Origin of the sequence: Rhodococcus sp. SORGH_AS_0303 (assembly GCF_030819335.1) — a bacterium.
Taxonomy (GTDB): Bacteria; Actinomycetota; Actinomycetes; order Mycobacteriales; family Mycobacteriaceae; genus Rhodococcoides.
The window spans coordinates 1,191,150-1,209,998 of the sequence record NZ_JAUTBO010000001.1; the positions used below are offsets into that span (position 1 = coordinate 1,191,150).

At 59.6% G+C, this 18,849-nt stretch carries 10 protein-coding genes and 2 pseudogenes; 10 read left to right on the forward strand and 2 right to left on the reverse strand.

Annotation, left to right across the window (positions count from 1 at the left end; genetic code table 11):
- Positions 1 to 396 precede the first annotated feature (396 nt).
- The 7 genes and pseudogenes from QE449_RS05580 to QE449_RS05610 all read left to right on the forward strand — a co-directional run bounded on the left by QE449_RS05580 (position 397) and on the right by QE449_RS05610 (position 11,310).
- Positions 397 to 2,394 carry a DUF3883 domain-containing protein gene (locus QE449_RS05580; protein ID WP_307108396.1) on the forward strand — a complete coding sequence of 666 codons (1,998 nt, stop codon included), beginning with the start codon at positions 397 to 399 and terminating at the stop codon, positions 2,392 to 2,394.
- Positions 2,395 to 2,630: 236 nt separating this feature from the next.
- Positions 2,631 to 2,957: pseudogene (locus QE449_RS05585) on the forward strand (PH domain-containing protein).
- A gap of 521 nt (positions 2,958 to 3,478) precedes the next feature.
- Positions 3,479 to 5,524, forward strand: coding sequence for a hypothetical protein (locus QE449_RS05590; RefSeq protein ID WP_307108397.1), 2,046 nt, complete (start codon positions 3,479 to 3,481; stop codon positions 5,522 to 5,524).
- Positions 5,517 to 7,016, forward strand: a complete 1,500-nt coding sequence (locus tag QE449_RS05595) for an ATP-binding protein (RefSeq protein ID WP_307108398.1) — start codon at positions 5,517 to 5,519, stop codon at positions 7,014 to 7,016. Before QE449_RS05590 ends, QE449_RS05595 begins: the two co-directional genes overlap by 8 nt.
- Positions 7,013 to 9,928 carry a Z1 domain-containing protein gene (locus QE449_RS05600; protein ID WP_307108399.1) on the forward strand — a complete coding sequence of 972 codons (2,916 nt, stop codon included), beginning with the start codon at positions 7,013 to 7,015 and terminating at the stop codon, positions 9,926 to 9,928. The genes QE449_RS05595 and QE449_RS05600 overlap by 4 nt, the downstream gene beginning before the upstream one ends.
- Before the next feature lie 30 nt (positions 9,929 to 9,958).
- The gene (locus QE449_RS05605; protein WP_307108400.1) at positions 9,959 to 10,813 is read left to right on the forward strand and encodes a ParA family protein; all 855 of its coding nucleotides are present in this window, start codon (positions 9,959 to 9,961) and stop codon (positions 10,811 to 10,813) included.
- Positions 10,810 to 11,310, forward strand: a complete 501-nt coding sequence (locus QE449_RS05610; RefSeq protein ID WP_307108401.1) for a hypothetical protein — start codon at positions 10,810 to 10,812, stop codon at positions 11,308 to 11,310. The genes QE449_RS05605 and QE449_RS05610 overlap by 4 nt, the downstream gene beginning before the upstream one ends.
- A 204-nt stretch (positions 11,311 to 11,514) precedes the next feature.
- Here QE449_RS05610 and QE449_RS05615 read toward each other — a convergent pair.
- Both QE449_RS05615 and QE449_RS05620 read right to left on the reverse strand, forming a co-directional pair.
- Positions 11,515 to 11,802, reverse strand: a pseudogene (locus QE449_RS05615) (HNH endonuclease); the annotation flags it as partial.
- Positions 11,803 to 12,232: 430 nt separating this feature from the next.
- Positions 12,233 to 12,469, reverse strand: coding sequence for a hypothetical protein (locus QE449_RS05620; protein ID WP_307108402.1), 237 nt, complete (start codon positions 12,467 to 12,469; stop codon positions 12,233 to 12,235).
- Between the two features lie 262 nt (positions 12,470 to 12,731).
- On the opposite strand from QE449_RS05620, the gene QE449_RS05625 reads away from it, so the two are divergent.
- Genes QE449_RS05625 through QE449_RS05635 form a run of 3 tightly spaced genes read left to right on the forward strand, consistent with a single transcriptional unit; the run spans position 12,732 to position 18,829 of the window.
- Entirely contained in the window at positions 12,732 to 13,871 is a 1,140-nt protein-coding gene (locus QE449_RS05625) for a DUF6361 family protein (RefSeq protein WP_307108403.1), read from the forward strand.
- Complete coding sequence (locus tag QE449_RS05630) at positions 13,858 to 15,639, forward strand: phospholipase D family protein (RefSeq protein ID WP_307108404.1); 1,782 nt, start codon at positions 13,858 to 13,860, stop codon at positions 15,637 to 15,639. The genes QE449_RS05625 and QE449_RS05630 overlap by 14 nt, the downstream gene beginning before the upstream one ends.
- The gene (locus tag QE449_RS05635) at positions 15,632 to 18,829 is read left to right on the forward strand and encodes a helicase-related protein (protein ID WP_307108405.1); all 3,198 of its coding nucleotides are present in this window, start codon (positions 15,632 to 15,634) and stop codon (positions 18,827 to 18,829) included. Before QE449_RS05630 ends, QE449_RS05635 begins: the two co-directional genes overlap by 8 nt.
- Positions 18,830 to 18,849 lie beyond the last annotated feature (20 nt).

The window sequence follows — 18,849 nt, forward strand, 5'->3', positions numbered from 1 at the left end:
ACCACACATGGCGAACACTGTAGAGATCACCGACCGAGTTGAACGTCTCGAGTCCCTGGAGGAACGCTTCAAGATCTCCCTCGAGGGATTGTATGTAGTTTATGAGGGGGGTAGCTCACCGCGAGTGCGAGCCAATTTTGACGTCGTGTCCCGAGGTGACGTGCCTGACTATCTGCAGGTTCATGTTTCTGCATACAACGAGAAGGGCCAGTTGATAGGTACTGGTCACACGTATGTGAATGAGGAGGATTTCGTTGGCCTTAAATCGTGCAGCGAGGACATAAAGTGCCCGGCTATGCCGGTGAGGGTTCGTATCTACCCCAGTAAGACCTAGGAGGCACCGTGCTGCATGTAGTCAGGAAGGCGCTACTAGAGGAAGCTGCAAATTCCCCCACAATGCTGCAAGACCTCGCGGGTCTGGAGCGATATGTAGCAGAGTCGTATTCGGCCCGTTCGCTGATTGAGTTACTGCAGAATGCAGACGATGCCGGCGCGATCCGAGTTGTATTCGAAATAGTTGACGGTTCACTGATATGCGCGAATGACGGTCGCGTCTTCACGGAAAGCGATCTTGCAGCTCTGTGTAGGAGCGCATCGTCCAACAAGAGGCGCGGTCAGGGTATCGGTTACCGCGGCATCGGTTTTAAATCAATCGTGGGTGTCGCGGATACAGTACATATTCTAAGTGGCAACCTCGAGTGTAGCTTCTCCCGCGTTTTGACGAGAAGGGCGCTCTCGGTTGACCATGACGTTCCGCTTGTGCGAGTGCCTCATGAGCTTTCGGTGGTCGAGGACTCGGTAATGCATCGGGTTGGATCTCTGAGGGCCGATGGGTTCAGCACAGTATTCGTGATGCAAGGAGTCAACGCCGCGAAAGTTCGTGATGAATTTGTCCAGTTCGACGGCGACTACATGCTTTTCTTGAATTCTGTAAGGTCAGTCGTCGTCGCAGATAAAATCTCCAGAATGTACGAGGTGGAGCGTGCTTCGAACCAAGGCGAACTAACTAACGTTGTCGTTTCGTCACCAAATGGTGTGGATCGCTGGGTGCTGCTCAACGGAAGCCAGGTTACGCTGGCATTCTCAGCGGATGAGCAAGGGCCCGTTCCGCTCAGGCCCGGCGAATGCTCGGTTCACGCGTTTCTGCCGACTTTAGAGCAAACGGGATTTCTGATTCGACTAAATGCTGACTTCAGTACCGACCCATCAAGGACTCGGGTCGTCTTGGATGAGCGCACGGACGAACTTGTGCAATCCGCGGCTGGTGTAATAGCGCAGATAATCGAAGGCACGTTCGATCAACCTGAGCAGCAGTTCGCGAGCGGTTTGCTGTCGGCGTTGACTCCGAGTATCGATGACGTCAGTCTGCAGTTAGGGCGACGAACGTTGGCGTCGGATTTGATCTCAGCAGTCAGGACGCGGTTGTCGTCACTCCCAGAGAGATACGTGCTTCCACCGACATGGTTGAACAGCGAAGATGTGTCACGACTAGCGCCGCCTCCCGGTAAACGTCTGTGTCCCGTCATAAGCGGAATGGTCGATGGTTCGACGGAACGAATCGCCCGTTTCGCAGGCGTCGGGTTTCTCTCGGCAGCCGATCTAATGGCGGCAGTTGGCGCGGGCCGCGTCCGGCTGTCGCTCGAAGGCTGCGCGGATCTGCTGTCTCACGTTTCAGGCGCTGTGGTATCCACGGACGTCACCCTGCGCGATGCGGCAACGGGTGCAGTAGAGGTCGACGGCGTGCTCGTTACCGCAACCGACTTGCTGCGGGGCGACTCGCCAGCGTCGGAGCGATTTGAGCAACTTGTGGCTTCTCGTGGAACCGATGTCATTGGTCTCAAGAAACGACTAGGTCTCATGGTTGGGACTAGCCCAAAAATCGATTCGTCGAGTGTCATAGAAGGCTGGAAGACGCCCGTTCCTGTTGAAGATCCGGCAAGGCCATTCGCAGGAATCGAGCTCGGAGCGAGGGGCGAGGGCTCGCATGCCGTCAATATTGCAGTCCCAACGAGTTCGAATTCATCGGCGTGGAGGTCCGCAGAGCTTCTGGTGCTTGACTTATTGAAGGAACTTGGTTATAAAGCGTCAGACCACAGTCGTCAAAACCTGGGATACGACATACTTGCGGTAGGCCCGACGAACGAGCTATACGTGGAGGTCAAGTCGATTAGTCATCCGGGTCAGCCGTTTGCGTTGACACCGAACGAAGACTCTTTCGCGCGTGATACCGGTCTGTCATACGTGCTGGCGCTTGCTTACCGAGCGGTTGACGTTGTTTATATTCAGTTTATCCCCGATGGTCGCAACGCTTTGCAGTATGTGAAACAGTGTCGGCAGTGGGCCTGGGAGTGCAGTGAGTATACGTTTCAGCCCACGCACGAGGTTAGACTTTAGTGCGTGCTGCAAGCATGAATAACTGAGGATTGAAAGTCGCAGCGTTTTCGGCGAAGGCGCACTATCGAAATTATAGTTGTAGTCGGGAACACGCGATGTAGCAGGTGACGGATTTCGGAGTGGGTCGGCGGTGGGCGGGAAGTGGGACCACAGTACTGAGCGAACCCGGACGAGGTACCGTCCGGTTCACGAACACCGGGTTGCGAAGGAGCGATGCAGTGGGTCTTTTCGACGGGATGATGGGCAATGCCGGACGTATCGATCCGCAGGCGGCTCAGCCGAGTACGGCCGGCTCCTCGGCAACGGAGAACAGATTCCTGTTCACCAACCGTCGTCTCATCATGGTGGACAAGCAGGGCATCGCCGGCCGGGAGGTGGAGGACCATTGCGTCCTCTGCCGCGCGATCACCCACTTCTCCGTCAAGTCAGCGGCAACGTTCGATCTGGACGCCGAGCTCAAGATCTGGATCTCCGGCAACCCGGCACCCATCGAAAAGCAATTCAACAAATCCGTAGACATCTACGAGGTGCAAGGGATCCTGTCGCACTTCGTCGCAGTGTGACGCTGCCTTTCCACATGCTTCTTGATGCGCATCCGGCGACTCATACCCATGCTGCGGCCGATCTTGGAGAAGTCGTTGCAGCGACGCGGACTCGAGCTACCCGTTAGGACGAACGTGGCGAGGTGGCCGTCGCGGAACCTCCTGCGATTCCCGGAGCCGATTGAGGCGCTCGGCTGAAGGCTCTTGATGCGGGCAGAGACGGATCCATCGACTGCTGTATCCATGATTGGCGTAGAACCACAGGTCGCTCGCCGTCGCGCGGATGACCCGCGGAACGTCAGCTCGGCATCCGGCACCCGTCGTCGGGTTTCGACTCAGGCGACGTCGACTGCGACCCTATCCGTGCTCGAGGCGGGCTGTACTCAATGAGTACCGACGTCGGGCCGCTGAGACATCACGCCGCCGATCGGACGATACCGGCAACTGCGCCACAGACACCTTGAGGGCGGTCGAGTCTTCTGTGGCCGCCCGGTGGCATATCTTGGACCGAACAGTCCGTACCGAGGAGGCCTCGCTCGACCATGATGGGCATCAATTCTGTGCCCCGCTCGGAGCTCAGTGACTCGATCTGGGTCGACCTCCTCCCGTGGCTAGATCTCTATGTCTCGAGCCGTGCCGCCCTGCTGGAGCCCCTGGCTCCGGGGGAAGACTGGTGGTTGTCCGACCCGCCTACTTTCACGGCTACCGAGGTCGATCTCGAGAAAGTGCTGCTCGGGCTGGCGGAGTTGTACGTTGCCCACCACAAGCACCTCCCATTCGCCGAGGCATTCCCAACGCTGACGGGTGACCTGCCAGTGGCGGTGCTCGGACTCGAAGCTCGCGCCATCACAGTGCTCCGCCGAATGACGAGCGACACCACGCTTGGAAGTATCCTGACGCACACCGCGCAAGACATGTTCGCAATCAAGGGCACGGCAGAGCGGACAGTCACAGAGGTCGCGTTGGGCCTCGTGATGTGCTCGGTCGCGAAGGACCCACGCTCGATGCTCGACCCCGACGATGCGCAGAGCGACGAGCCGCCGGTGATCACTCAACTCGTCGACGACCTGGCGCAGCTCGCGGTGTGGCAACGGGTGAGGGGACGAGACACCGCTCCACTACTCAGTGTGGAGATCGATGCCGAGTCGCCGGAAGCGATACAGGAAGTCGCCGCGCGAATCGGTGCAGTCACAGCAAGTGACCTGCCCGACCCAGGGTCGGGAGATGCAATCGACGAGATCGAGAATCTCGTGGCACAACTGGACACGCGTGAGACGACAGCGCTACGCGAACGATTGTTGGCGCAGAATCCGATATCTATCGGCGAACTCAGTACCAAGCTGCACCTTTCGAAGTCGGCCACGAGTGTTATCGAGGCTCGTGTGAAGGAAAAGATCAACGAGGCATGCGGCTATGGCACGGCAGTTGGGTTGTTGACGGCTAGTCTGCGGGTCGAGATTCAACCGGTAGCGTCGCTACAGCGCTTGCTGATGGTTCATCCGCTTCTCTCCGCGGAGGTTCCTACTCTCGGCGTGCCACTGTGGTTAGTTCTCGATCGGCTTGACGACTCTTTCGAAGTTGCCGACGGCTGGGCCGTCTCGCCGGATGTATCTACCGCGAAGACGCGTACGCAGTCGTTACTCGAGGACCTCGAATCGCAGAACGGGGTCGTCTCGCTCGACGAGGTGGCACAAGTTGCATCAATGTCTCGCGAAGACATCGAAGCTTGGTTCTCATGGTGTGGATTGACTGTGGTCGCAGGGTCGGTTCTGACGCGGGTCCGAAAGATGGCCGACCTTCTGATTGGAACATTGGAAGCCATCGGCAAGCCACTCTCGGCCGCGGACTTGGGAAACGCCGCGCAGTCGGGGCGGCCGGATACTGCGATCCGTCGTGCGCTCGAGAAAGACGACCGTGCCATCCTGGGCGATGACGGTCTCTACCGGATGACAACCTGGTCCGCAGCCCCCGGAGGACAGCTCGAAGTATCACCGACGACGAACGACATCAACGGGGAGAACTCCCGGCCGCGCCGGGGGCCGAAGTCGCCTGATGTCACTCGCCGGCTGTATCGAGTCGGATTCGAGTGGCGGTACCGGATGGTGGCGTCAGCGGACCACCTACGCGGTTCTGGTTTCGCGCTTCCTGCGGGAGTTGCCGCCACAGTGAGGTGTGATCGGGGCGATGTAGTGGAGTTGGACAGCCGCCTAGGTACACAGATGATCCGATGGACCGGCGCGCAGCCTACATCCGGAACTATCCGCCGCTTCCTCGCGGAGCTGTCTATTGCGGCGGGCGGTACTGTTCTGCTGTGTTTCGGGCCTGACCGCACCTTCGATGTGCTCGAACTCGCCGAGGTGGACCAGGAGGCCGACCCGCTACGCCGCGCCCTCGCGCTGGTCGGGACTACTGATCCGATGGCTATCTCTGAACGCCACGTCATTCGGGTTCTGTCCGACGCGATCGGCCTGCACGGTGAGACGCGTCCGCGAAGGTTGCTCAGCGCATACGAAGACCACGGAGATGATGCTGTTGTCGCGCTCCTGGAGAAGGCATGGGTAACCAAGATGGACTATCAGAGTGAGTGAACCGACCACAATCATGGTCGTCGATACCGTCACAGCGGTCCCCGACGCGTCGCTGTCCAGAGCTATCGGTCTTCACCACACGCTCGCGTCCGCTGTCGCCGATCTGATCGACAACAGCATCGACGCCGAAGCGTCACGGGTGCTGGTCAGATTCGTGCGGGACGGGACCGTAATTACTGGTCTGCGCGTGATCGATAATGGTCGCGGCATGGATTCGAGAACCATCGACGGCGCCATGAGGTACGGCGAGCGGCGCGAATACAGCGCCTCGGATCTCGGGCACTTCGGCGTCGGAATGAAGGCAGCATCCCTCAGTCAGGCCGACTCACTGATTGTTTGGTCGCGTACAACTGGAGAACCAGCGCAGGCGCGCATGATCGAAATCCCCGATCCATCCGAAGAACAGGTGATCTCGACGGTTGATGTCGCACAGGCGGCCGCCGAGCTCGACGCAACCAAACCTCGATTTCCCTTCACTACAGGAACCATCGTCGAATGGCGTGGCATACGAACGTTCCCAAAATCAATGGATGAGAGCGAACAGGTCAGCTGGCTGGAACAGACAGTCGACGACGTTCGCAATCACCTCGGTGTCGTGTTCCACCGGCACCTCGCGCGTGGTCTGGTCATCACAGTGGACGTGTTCGACATGGCGTTCGCGCGGGCGGGTGCGCAGCGAACGGTGACTGCAATAAACCCCTTCGAATATCCGACCTCTGGTCACGGGGACTATCCGAAGTCTGCAAATATCAACCTTGCTGATGACCAGTCTACGGTGGTGCTGCACGTTTGGCCGGCACGAAGCAATTCGCCTCAGTTCAGATTGTTCGGATCGCCGGGCCGAGAGCACCAAGGTCTGTATGTCTATCGAAATGACCGCTTGCTGCAGATTGGGGGATGGAATGATGTCGTGAAACGGCAGCCAGACTTCGGTCTGGCCCGCGTCTCGATCGATCTCGACGACATGTTGGCCAAGCATGTCGCGATCAACCCAGAGAAGCTCGGTGTCCGCTTGGACGCAACCATCACAGGTTCTCTGCACGCTGTGATGACCGACGAGTACCTCGCCGATGCCCTAAGCGCCGTCCGCGCTGCGCGCAGTCACCAGCCCAAGCCGATTACGGTGGTGCAGCCTGATCACGGGCTTCCCGAAGACGTTCTCGACAGTTTCAGCGACGCCTTCACATTCGCCGACGGCCGCGATCCCGTAGGTGTCGGGTGGCGGGTGCTCGCGCGCAACGCATTCTTCGAGGTGGACCTCGAAGACCGAACTCTATGGATCAACGCGCGCTTTCGGCGAGAGCTGTTAGGACATCGAAGCCGAGACAACAACGATGCACCAGTCCTGAAGACACTTACTTTCCTGCTCGTCCAAAGCATGTTCGATGTCGAGCGGCACAGCGTGAAAAATCGAGAACAGATGCAAGCATGGCAGGACGTGTTGATCGCAGCGGTAGTCGCGCGAAGAGAGCAGCTGGGGGACAGGCAGTGAGCGTGGACGTTGACAAGGCGATAGCGCGGGAGTTCGGCGACTTCGACCCAGACGAGCTGATCGGTCCGATCAATGCTCGATTGAAATCGACTTACGTCGTAGACGATATCGTCAGCATCCTCGTCGACGAGGATGCAGTGCTCTCCCAGGCTGCGGCCGCGGCGGCGATCCGAAGGTGGGACTCGGAGGAGACACCGAGCTGGGCAGCGACAACCATCGCAAGGTCACGGGAGCGTCGAGAGCGCATCTACGACTGCCTCGGTATACCTGCTGACGGACGGCCGCTGTTGGACAGTGCTTTTCCGGCCGAGCCGGGGCCCGTCGTCATTGCGGCGCCTCGACCGTGGCATCCGTGGTATACATCCGAGCGCCGTACCCAGCGAGACTTCTACTGGCGTGCATACAAAGGTGTGCTGAGTGCGAAGTTCGACGGCCCGACTCTCGGTCGCCTCGATGACATCACCAACGAGGTTGTCGGCCGGCTCGCCGACCCGACACGCAATGAGCCCTACCAGTCGAAGGGGCTGGTTGTTGGGTACGTGCAAAGTGGGAAGACGGCAAACTTCACTGGCGTCATAGCGAAGGCTGTCGACGCGGGATACCGGTTGGTCATTGTGCTGACCGGAACAATTGAACTTTTGCGAAGTCAGACTCAGCGACGGCTCGACATGGAGCTCATTGGTAAACAGAACATTGGAGCCGATCCCGACTACTTGAACGACGCGGAATGGGCGACCGGTTTTGTGGACCACGAACTCGATCCAAATGTCACAAACAGTGTTCCGGCCATCCGACGGCTCACCGGTCAATCGTTCGATTTCCAGTCGCTTGGCAAGGGACTACCCGCGCTGACATACGAATTCGTTGATCACAGTTTACCGCTCAATGATCCGAAGAACCTATTCGCCAGCGATATCCGCATCGCCGTAGTGAAGAAGAACTCTACCGTTTTGCGCAAGCTGGTCGAAGACCTACGCCGCATCCCGACGAAACTCGATCAGATACCGACCTTGATCATTGATGACGAATCCGATCAGGCTTCGGTGAATACCCTGAACCCGGACAAGTTTGCTGCCGACTCGATAGAGCGCACAGCCATCAACGGTCGAATAGCTGACTTGCTTGAAGTGATGAAGCGCGCACAGTACATCGGTTACACAGCCACACCGTTTGCAAACGTGTTCGTCGATCCAGTCGACAGCGAGAGTATTTTCCCGAAAGATTTTATTGTCAGCCTTGACCGGCCTGGACCCTATATGGGCGGTAGAGACTTTCACGACTTCGATGATGATTACCAGGATGAAGACAAGTCACCGACAACATCGAACGAGAAAGCATTCGTGCGGGACTTGGTTGCTGGATTCGACGAGGACGGCCGTGCGGACGAACAGCGAAGAGCACTCGACTCGTTCGTGATGGCGGGCGCGATCAAACTCTTCCGCGAGTCACGGGGGGCGAAGCCATACCGTCATCACACGATGCTCGTACACGAATCTGTGAAGCAAGCCGAACACAAGGCGCTGGCAGAGGAGTTCCGCACTCTGTGGGCAACTGGCGGATACAGCCAGCCCGGCGGATTGGTGCGCTTGGAGCAACTATGGGATTCGGATTTCAGTGTCGTGAGCAACGCCCGGATGGAAGCGGGTGTAGACACTCCCGCATCGTTCACGGATCTCGAGGACTTCATCGGCGCCGCTGTCGACAAGATCGCGCAGGGTACGAGCCCGGTGATTGTCGTGAACGGCGAGTCCGAGAAGGATTACACCCAGGATGCTCTCGACTTCCAGGGTCCCGGCGTATGGAAGATCTTGGTTGGCGGTGCGAAGCTCAGCCGGGGATTCACAGTCGAGGGTCTGACGATTACCTACTACACGCGGCGCACTCCGCAAGCTGACACGTTGATGCAGATGGGCCGGTGGTTTGGCTTCAGACAGGGCTATCGTGACCTAGTTCGCTTGTTCATCGGCCGGAACGTGCCGGGCCCTTCGGGCAAGCCATTCGACATGTATGAGGCCTTCGCGACCATTGTGAAAGACGAGGACGAGTTCAGGAAAGAGCTGGAACGTTTCGCTAGGTTCAATGAATCGGGAGAGCCGATGGTGACGCCGAAGGACGTACCGCCAATGGTGTTCCAGTCGCAACCTTGGCTGAAGCCCACATCAGCGAACAAGATGTACAACGCCGAGCAGGCCTACCGTGGTGTCGGCGGCGAGGCGTTCAGCTTCACGATGCAGCCGCCACGCGGTGCTGACGGGTATAACAATGCTCGGCACTTCGGTCTTGTCGAGCCTCTGCTCGACGCTCTCGGAGAGCAAGCGGGTGAGTTTACGCTGGTCGATGAGAAGGGTGTGTCAAGGCCGTTCAACGCGAGGTACGGCGTCGTGAGTGCCGATGCTGTCTACGATATGGTGACCCAATTCGTGTGGGACAAGAACTGGACTTTCGAACCGCATCGGAACGCGATGAAGTCTGCGATAGAACGAAACTTACTGACAGACTTCGTGATTCTGCTACCTCAGCCCAAGACCAGACCGCCAGTGCACATCGCGAGCTGGCCAGTCCCGCTGCCCATCGTCAATCGCAAGCGCCAGGATCGCGAGTACCGTACGGGCTTCACTGGTACTGCAGTTCGTGAACGCGATGCAATAGAGCACATCGCTGGCAGCAAATCCAAGAACGGCGGAATGTTGGCCGAGAGTCTGCGTCGCAAGACACGTGGCGCCATGATTCTTGTCTTCGCTAGTGACCCACCCAGTCGACGGCACTTCAAGAAAGCTCTGACTGGCCCTGTTGATCCCCGCGATGTCGCTACGTTGTTTTCCTACGCACTTCCGTACGCGGCAGAACCCACGCCGCGTGTCGGTTTTCGAGTCAAAGCGTCTGGAGCAGGTGCGATAGTCGATGCAGATTGAGAATAGCAAAGATGTGAGGACTGATAGTCAATGGCCAAAGTGATCGCAACTATCAGCCTCAAAGGTGGGGTTGGTAAAACTACTATAACTGCGGCCGTTGCCGAGTTCATGTCTCTCGAGTTCGGTCAGAGGGTGCTGCTGATCGACTTGGATTCCCAGATCAATCTCACGACCATGATGATCAGCGAAGAAAAGTGGTTGACTCTCAACAATCACGGTCTCACGCTCGCTACAATTTTTTCTGACGCAGCGCACGGGTCAAGGAACTTCGACCTTAAGCAGACCATTCAACGCGGTGTTTCACCGGTGAAGGGTGTCAACGGGATCGACATGATCTCGTCGTCGTTGGATCTGATTGGTCTGCAGGAGGAGATAAGCGCTCTTCGCGTCGCCGGACAGATGGGGCTCGATTCAGTTCGAATTCTCGAACAAGCCGTGGCTCCGGTTAAAGACTTCTACGATTACATTCTCTTGGATTGTCCGCCGAATATTGGCCCGATTACCTTGAACGGTTTGGCCATGTCGGACGGCTACATCATTCCTACCATCCCCGACGTGCTGTCCACGTATGGCATCCCGCAGATCCAGAAGGAGGTGCGTAGTTTCAGTCGACAGCTTGGTCGCACGATCGTGGAGCTTGGACTGGTGATCACAAAATATAAATCTAACTCGGCAATACACAAGACTACTGTCAAGAATCTTCGGCGTGACTCGAATATCCAGAACGTACTCCCCGTGTATCTGCCGGAGGCGAACTCGATCGCGGCCTCAGCCGAATTCCAGTACTACGCGAGCCTGAAGGCAAAGTACGGCAATGCGGGTCAGTTCGACGCGCTGCGCGAAATCACCAAGCACATCATGACGGAGGCGCAGGCGAAACTATGACTATCGATGATGCGCAGCAAAGAGTTCAGGTTCAAGAACTGAGCGGGGCCTTGCTCAAGCTGGGGTCGAAACACGGCGACACCGCGACGCTATTGACGAGGCTTTTCCAGGTGATCGCGGACGAAGCAGTCAGAACGCCTCGATTCGCGACGGCGGTGACAGCTGCTCTAGCGGTGACCGCAGGTAGTGGTGGTGGCGGTGAGTCGGATGGCCCAGTGGTTCCCAAACCGCAGAAACGTCAGCGAGCTACACCGGCGAAAAAAGTCGGGCGGCAGCCTGGCATGTTCGACCCGTTCGAGGTACTCAAAGTGTCGGGTGAAGAAGAGTTGTTCGAAAAGCTTAGTCAGCTCACCGTGGACCAGTTGCGAGACATCATTGCCGAGCAGGAAATCGACACGAGGAAGGAAGCTGCTCGCAAGCGGTCGGCTGGGCCGATCGTCGTGTGGACGGTCGAGCGGGTCAAAGCTCTTGCCTCGAAGGGGAGTGTGTTCCGCTAGTCCGATTTGTGCAGGATCCGTGGGAGCGCGACTCGTCTAGAAGATGATGCTCTTTGATAAGAGACGACGGGGCACGCCAGCCGCTCGGCGTAGGATCCGCAACGCAATCCCCTAGAAGTTTGCATTTACGGTCAGTGGCCTCCCTTACTTTGCTGTGGCCCCGGTAGGGATGAGTAAAACGGAGCGGTCCTGCCGTAGGAAATCTCACGCAGCATCCACTCGCCACATGGTGCGGTGTGCAGCGAACCATTGTTGTTGCCGCTGAGTCGGTTCGATGGTGAGGCTGCGCCCATGGAGCTTGCCGTACAGCTCGAATGGTTCCAAGGATTTGTGCACGGCGATCGTGGCATCCTTGCGGACGGCGATCTTACCGAAATCAAAGAGTCGGTGTAGATCGCGTCGCAGCAACAGCCCACCTTCGTCGTGGTGTTCTCCGACCTGGGCGTAGCTGTAGAGATGCGCAGCTTCGAGTACTTCATGTGGCATGGCGCCGGAGAACGCGCAGTTCGACGCGTATTTTCTGCATCAGTTGTGCGCGAAAGGCCGGTTGCCCCAGCCGCACCCGAGTGATTCGGTCTGTGAACCCTCCGCCCAACTGGACGGACACCGAGTTCATGAGATTCAATCCGCGGTGGCTGTGGTCGGTCGAGAGACTCGCCGTGAATGCCGACCAATCCAGTTCGCGAATGCTCAGCTGTGACTTCGGGCTCTTGCATACCGAGCGGAGCTGCTCTGCAGTGAGCTCCCCGGTCAAGTCGATCCATGCCTCACCATGATGCGTTCGGTACACGGTGACGTCGATGTTCTCGGTCAGCGGGACGTCGAACTCGTTCTTGCATCGACCGCATTTATATCGAGGAGTTAGCGTGAGACGTTCATCGAGCGAGCGACCAGGACCGCAGTAGGGGCACTTTTTCTGCTCCTAGGTACCTGGTTCGCTGTCGACTCGCTCGACCACGGAAGCACCGAGCAATCGCTTCTGGTCCCACACCACCAGGGCATCCCCAGCCGCGATGTTCCGGCTGTTCGGTACCTGACTGTCGCTGACATAGCGGGACGACGGATCGTCGTCATAGGCATGCCCGCCGCGCCCGCCGAGCTGGTCGTCCTTGGACAGGACCAACCACGCCCGAGAAATCGAGCCCGTCGAGGGCCACACGTAGTCCACTATCGAACCCCGGCGGGGTGTCTGACAGTCTGCATGTCTCTGTCTAGCCGGTGCGCTTGCGTTGACGCAACTCCTTCGGAGACATCGCGGTGTTTCAGCACGGTCGAGCTTGATCATTTGTTGATCAGGGACTTCCGCGACGACTACCAGCACGAACGGCTTGGTGGAGGTTCATGAATGTCCGGTTCGCCACCTCGACCGACCGTCTCTGGCACTATCCGTATTCGAAGGCCGTTGATGAAGGGAAGCATTTGTGTCGAACATTGCCTGGCTGGACACGTCGCCCGATGAGGAGCGGCAGATGCGAGAGCTGGTCAAGCTGTTCTCCGACAACGGGACATTGGACGACATCGGCATCGGCCAGGTGCGAGACGCCCTGACCGACCAGCTGTTTCCCGCCACGTCGACGGTTCACACCCGCGCGAAGTACTTCCTGCTGGTGCCGTGGATCTACGAGGAGGCGGCCAGGAAGTACACCGGAACTTCGGCCCGGACCAAGGCGAGGGACGCGGAGCGCAAGCTCATCGAGGCCATGCGGCAGGCTGGGCATACGAGCGGACTCATCGGGCGGGTCGCCGGGGCGAGCGTTAACACCCTCCCATCGAACTTGTACTGGGCGGCATTGAAAAGGTTGAACATTCGTCTCGACGACCCGCAGGGCGTCGGATGGAACGTGGGCCCGACGCCGCCAGAGGGCTTTCCTACCCGGGTAGGCAATGGCCTCGACTTGAATCAGGAACAAGCGAGTTGGTTGCAGGAACGGATCCTGAGTTCCGCGCCGACCACTTATCTCGCGCACCTCGTGCGCCACGGGTTGGAGGTCGACATCACAGACGTCGTGCTGCCGTGGAACCATCCTGCTCTGTCGACGGCGTCCGATTACACCAAGGCGTTGGTCGATCATGCGCGGTTGTTCTCACTGACGATCCACGGAGCAGGTTTGCTGTACAACCTTCTGCTGGCTGAGAAGTTCGATGTGTCGGAAGGGTCGACGTCGTACGTTCAGGACTATCGAGATGCTCTGGACGACTGGGCGAATGACGTTGCAGCCTGTCGATCCGATATTGCCGGATGGAATGGACACGATTTCTGGAAAGCAGTCGACCGAGGACGGAACACCCCGGTGCCGCTGAACACTCGCTTGTTCGTCGACTCGTGGCTCACGGCGGTACGCGGTGGTAGCGCCTACGATCCGGCACGATCGCCCGCTCTTCGCACCCTGGTGGCAGACAGGGAGCGAGCGAACAAGGGAGAGCAATCCCGTCTCAACAACGACCGGTTGTTACGGGCGTGGTCGGGTGCGTCCGGTGCCGGGCGTCTGGTGTATCGCTGGCCGAATGTCCAGGTCCTCGTCGGGGACATTCGGGAAGGACTCAGTCGTGCTGCCTCCTGACAGTCGGGTCACCCTGTTGGAACGTCTCGAACCACCGCCGGGGTACGTCGTCACCCACGTGGTCGGAACCACGTACACGGTGGACCTCGACAGTGCGCTGCTACCGTCGCTGGCTTTGTCACGGAGTGCATCCGCGGCAACTGCGGACCCTCTCGAGACCATCGCTGCCGTCCAAGCCAGTATCGACAAGATCGACGTGTTTCATCAGCGCGGCATGATCGCCGTTCCTACCACTCGATCTCGCCTTCACACCTTGCTCGAGCCCGCATTGCACGCCGTACAACACTCACGTTCCTTCCTGTTTCATCCGAAGGTCTGGGTGGCGCGGTACCAGTCGGAAACCACGGACGACGTGACCGTCCGCATGGTCGTCATGAGTCGCAATCTGTCCAAGGGACGGTCGTGGGACATCGCGCTCACGCTCGACGGCGTGCTCGGGACTGCGCCGGACGCGAAGAACAAGCCGATCGCCGACCTGCTTCGATACCTCGCCGGATCGCCTCGACCGTCGCTGTCGGACGAGCGGGCAGACAGGGTGCGATCGCTGGGAGAGGATCTCAGACGTGTTCGCTGGGAGATGCCGTCAGGGGCGTCCGACATCGACTTTCACGTGTTCGGTATCCCGGGTGCTCGTACGGTCGCGCCGGACTTCTCGGGCTACAAACATCTTCTCGTGACACCGTTTCTCCAGGACGACGGATTACAGACGCTCGCCCAGTACGCCAAGAACAACATTGCGGTGGTGTCGAGACAGGAGTCGTTCGACGGGTTGTCAGCAGACATTGCCCAGTGGATCGAGCAACCGTACGTGCTGTCACCTACCGCCGGAATCCCTGCAGACGACCAGGAATCGACCGGGGGTCCCGCTCTCTCGGGACTCCACGCCAAGATGTACTGCGTCGAGAGGGCGCGGAAAGCGCACCTATTCATCGGGTCGGCGAATGCCACTCGTAACGCTTTCCATGGAAACGTGGAGATCCTCGTCGAATTGACCGGCCAAACAGGTGTATTCGGAGTCGAGGCTCTGCTCGGAAAGGGAGGCTTCTCCTCGATCCTGCAGTCGACGACGATCGATTCGAACGCTGAAGTCGATGAGGACCCTCAAACCACGCTCGACAACCAGCTCGGCCGGCTCGTCTTCGACGTACAGCTGAGGGCTGAGCTGGCTGAAGTGGACGAGCACTACGTCCTCCACCTCACAAGTCATGAGCCTGTTGCCGTACCCGAGGGGGCTGGCCTTGCTGTGTCCTTGCTGACGGTCAAGTCCAGCGCAAGCGACGTCACGGCTGGAGCTCCCATCGACGTTGCCTTCGATGACCTGCGACTGTCCGACGTCACGGCTCTCTTCGTGCTCACGTTGTCCGGTGACGGTGGTCGAACCGCCTCCGCCGTCGTCATGGCGGAACTCGTCAACGACGTTGCAGATCGCATGAGCGCGATTGTCACCCGCGAAATCAGTTCGCCCGACGCGTTCCGGCGATTCCTTTCCTTACTGTTGGCTTTCGGCGCGCCGGGCGCAGCACCAGGGGAGGCCGACGAAGGCGAAGTGGCTCCCGGTTCGAGTAGGTGGAGTTCAGTGGAGAACGGATTGTTCGAGCAGCTACTGCGAGTATCCCCGGCGAATTCGCAGGTTCTCGAACACCTTGCGGGCGTCGTGACAAGCATCATCGGGCAGGGCGATCCGCACGGAGTTCTGCCCGACGGATTCCGCGATCTGTGGTCTGCCATCTACTCGGTGACAGCGAAAGAGGAGAAGGTCCATGCCTGACGTCGAGCGCTTCGAGGCTGAACCGCACCTGGCGTCATTACGTCCGTTCCAGCGAGCAACTGTCGATCATGTGTCCGACATTCTGTACGGCCGAAAGACGAACACTCGGTTCCTCGTCGCCGACGAGACGGGACTGGGCAAGACGATGGTGGCTCGCGGCGTGATCGCCCGCGCGATCGAGTCCTTGCAGGACGACCCCGAGGTCGAGCGCATCGATGTCATCTACATCTGTTCCAACACAGACGTGGCCCGACAGAACATTCAACGTCTCGACATCCTCGGAAACAAGGTCACGATGTCGACCAGGCTCAGCCTGTTGGCGACCTCCACGGATGCTCTCAAGTCCGCCGGTGGAGCCGTGGGCAAGCCGATCAATTTGGTGTCGCTCACGCCGAAGACATCGTTCCCGGACAAGGGGTGGCGGGCCGGTACTGCGCGCGAGCGAGCACTCCTGTTCATCATTCTCGCGGACCACCTACAGCTGTCTGGAGCTCGAAAGACCGCCGCGTACCGCGTTCTTCAGGGAACGGTGCAGAGTCTCGACCGATTCAAACAGCGTGTGTCAGACCTCGAACATTCTGTGAAGGCCACGCCGGGGAGGGGAGTCGCGAAGCTCGACAGGGACATCGTGGCCAAGTTCCTCGAGCTCGTCTCTTCCGAAGCAGACGGAAACTCCCTACAGCAGCGCTTCCTCGATCTGGTCGAGCAGACGAGCGGCCGATCCGCAGTCCCCGGCGGGTACCACGCAACGTCGGGAATCATCAGCGACCTCAGGCGCGCACTGTCGCGCGCCGGTGTGGAGGCGCTCGAGCCGGACCTCGTCATCCTCGACGAGTTCCAGCGGTTCACCGAGCTCCTGCAAGTCGACAGTCCTGTCAGTGAGCTCGCACGTGACCTCTTCAACTACCGGCACGCCAAGGTGCTCCTCCTGTCGGCGACGCCGTACAAGCCGATAGACGATGGCCCCGACGGCGACGGCACTCACCAATCGCAGTTCTTGGGGGTCCTGGACTTCCTGGCTCAGGGGACCCGCGGTGAGGGGTCGCGAGGAGTCGCGAAGCTACTCGACGAATATCGGCAGGCCGTAAAGAACCGGCAGGATCCCGGGGAGTTACGCGACCGCATTCGCGGCGTATTGCTCACGATGATGTGCCGTACGGAACGCCCGCCCAGGCTCACCGAATCGATGGTCGCCGAGCGTCGTGCGGCCGCGCCTCCGATCACTGCCGAGGCGGTGACTCAGTTCAAGACTCTCACAGCTCTCGCGCGTCGCCTCGGCACGCAACTACCGATGGACTTGTGGAAATCCGTTCCCGAACTGGTGCACTTCCTCGATAACTACCAGCTCGGTCGATATCTGCGCGACCACATCGCTGAGAAGGATGTTCGCGCGTTGGTGGCATCGCTGGATCGACTCGATCCCGAGGCGGTCGACAGCTACGCGTCAATAGATGTGCGCAATCCCCGACTGCAAGCCCTCATCGACCGCACGACCGGTGAGGACTGGCACACGCTCCTGTGGCTGCCGGCATCGCTTCCTTACTTGAAGCCGGGCGGTCCGTACGTCGGCGCCAATGCTGCTCATGTCACCAAGAAACTCGTATTTTCTCAGTGGACGGCGACGCCGACGGCGGTCGCATCGCTGCTCAGTCACGACGCGAGCCGCAGAATCGCCCGGTCTGGCGTGCAGTCCGGTCGTGGGGTGACGGCGTCGAGCGAGAATGTCTCGCAACGCCTGCAATTCCGACGCCGCGGTGAGCAGCTGACAGCCATGGCCGGGTTCCTGCCGTTCTTCCCGATGCCCGGTCTCGCTGATATGGCGGATCCGCTGCGGCGCGCAGGCGCAGCTGGCCGACCGTTCGACCGCGAATATGCCGAGTCGCGAATCGCGGGAGAGCTCACATCGGCGCTCCCGTCCGATGCGCGAGAATCCGGTGCCAGTGACGTTGCAGCGCTCGTCTGGCAGTGGCCGCTGGCGCTGAGCGATGCCAAGTTGGACGAGGCGCTGAGCGGGACCGTTGCCGGATTGAGTGCCGCAGACGCCATTGCGGGCCGCGGCTCCGATCGTGGACTGGAGAGCGACGACGACCGTGCAGACCAGTCGACGGTGATCGACGAGTACGTGCAGGCAGCGGTAGACGCCCATCGGCGTCGAGGCGAACTCGACCTGTCCCGTATACCTGGCGACTTGACTACGCTGACCGCGAAATTGGCGATGCACTCGCCGGCGAATTGCGCGTGGCGTGCATTCGGCCGTCTGTCGGTGGACACCTCACGAGTAACGGTCGGCGGGCAGTGGCGAGCTGCAGCGATTCTCGCGTCGGGACTGCGCACGTTGTTCAATCGCTGGGAATCTGCGCTCATTCTGGACCACCTCTACGGGGAGGAGTCGTCGTACTGGCAGCGAGTGCTTCGGTACTGCGCCGACGGCAACCTGCAGGCCGTTCTCGATGAGCACCTGTTCCACTTGGTGCAGGTGGAGGGCAACAGTCAGTTCGATGACGAAGCCCTCATCGCGTTCGCATGGCACGCTGCGAGTGCGCTGAAACTCAAGCCGGCTGTGTACAAGGCCAAGGATCCGCTGCAGGAGGGTAAAGACATCGACTTCTCCAGCCGGTTCGCACTCCGCTACGGCGACGCTCGCCAGGAGGAGGAGTCGGCACGCCCTGGTGAGATCCGGGAAGCGTTCAATTCCCCGTTCTGGCCGTTTGTCCTCGTGTCGACCAGCGTGGGCCAGGAGGGTATCGACTTCCATCCGTGGTGCCACAACCTGGTGCACTGGAACGTGCCCGGTAGCCCCGTGGACTTCGAGCAGCGCGACGGCCGGGTCAACAGGTTCCGGGGACACGCGGTCCGGAGGAACATTGCGGACCAGCACGGCTCGGCGATGTTGGCTGCGGACAACCCGTGGCAGGAGGCATACAGGTTGGCGGCTCAGGATGCGCCCAACGCAGAGATCGCCGGGCTCGCGCCTGACTGGATCTACCCCGGTCCACATAAGGTGATTCGCGACATCCTGCCGTACCAGCTGAGTGTCGACTCCGCCCGGCTCGACCGCACGCGGGAACGGGTGGCGTTGTATCGACTGACCTTCGGGCAGCCTCGGCAGGAGGACCTGCTTGAGCTGTTGCGATCGTCGGGAGTGACGGATGAGGAGTCCGACGCCTGGAGAGTCAGCCTGCGTCCGTAAACGGCCACAGAGTACCGCGC

What these genes read in the sequence shown, in the direction of transcription:
- QE449_RS05635 (WP_307108405.1), top strand. Translation starts at nt 15,632, where the DNA reads ATGCCTGACGTCGAGCGCTTCGAGGCTGAACCGCACCTGGCGTCATTA.
- QE449_RS05605 (WP_307108400.1), top strand. Translation starts at nt 9,959, where the DNA reads ATGGCCAAAGTGATCGCAACTATCAGCCTCAAAGGTGGGGTTGGTAAA.
- QE449_RS05610 (WP_307108401.1), top strand. Translation starts at nt 10,810, where the DNA reads ATGACTATCGATGATGCGCAGCAAAGAGTTCAGGTTCAAGAACTGAGC.
- QE449_RS05580 (WP_307108396.1), top strand. Translation starts at nt 397, where the DNA reads ATGCTGCAAGACCTCGCGGGTCTGGAGCGATATGTAGCAGAGTCGTAT.
- QE449_RS05590 (WP_307108397.1), top strand. Translation starts at nt 3,479, where the DNA reads ATGATGGGCATCAATTCTGTGCCCCGCTCGGAGCTCAGTGACTCGATC.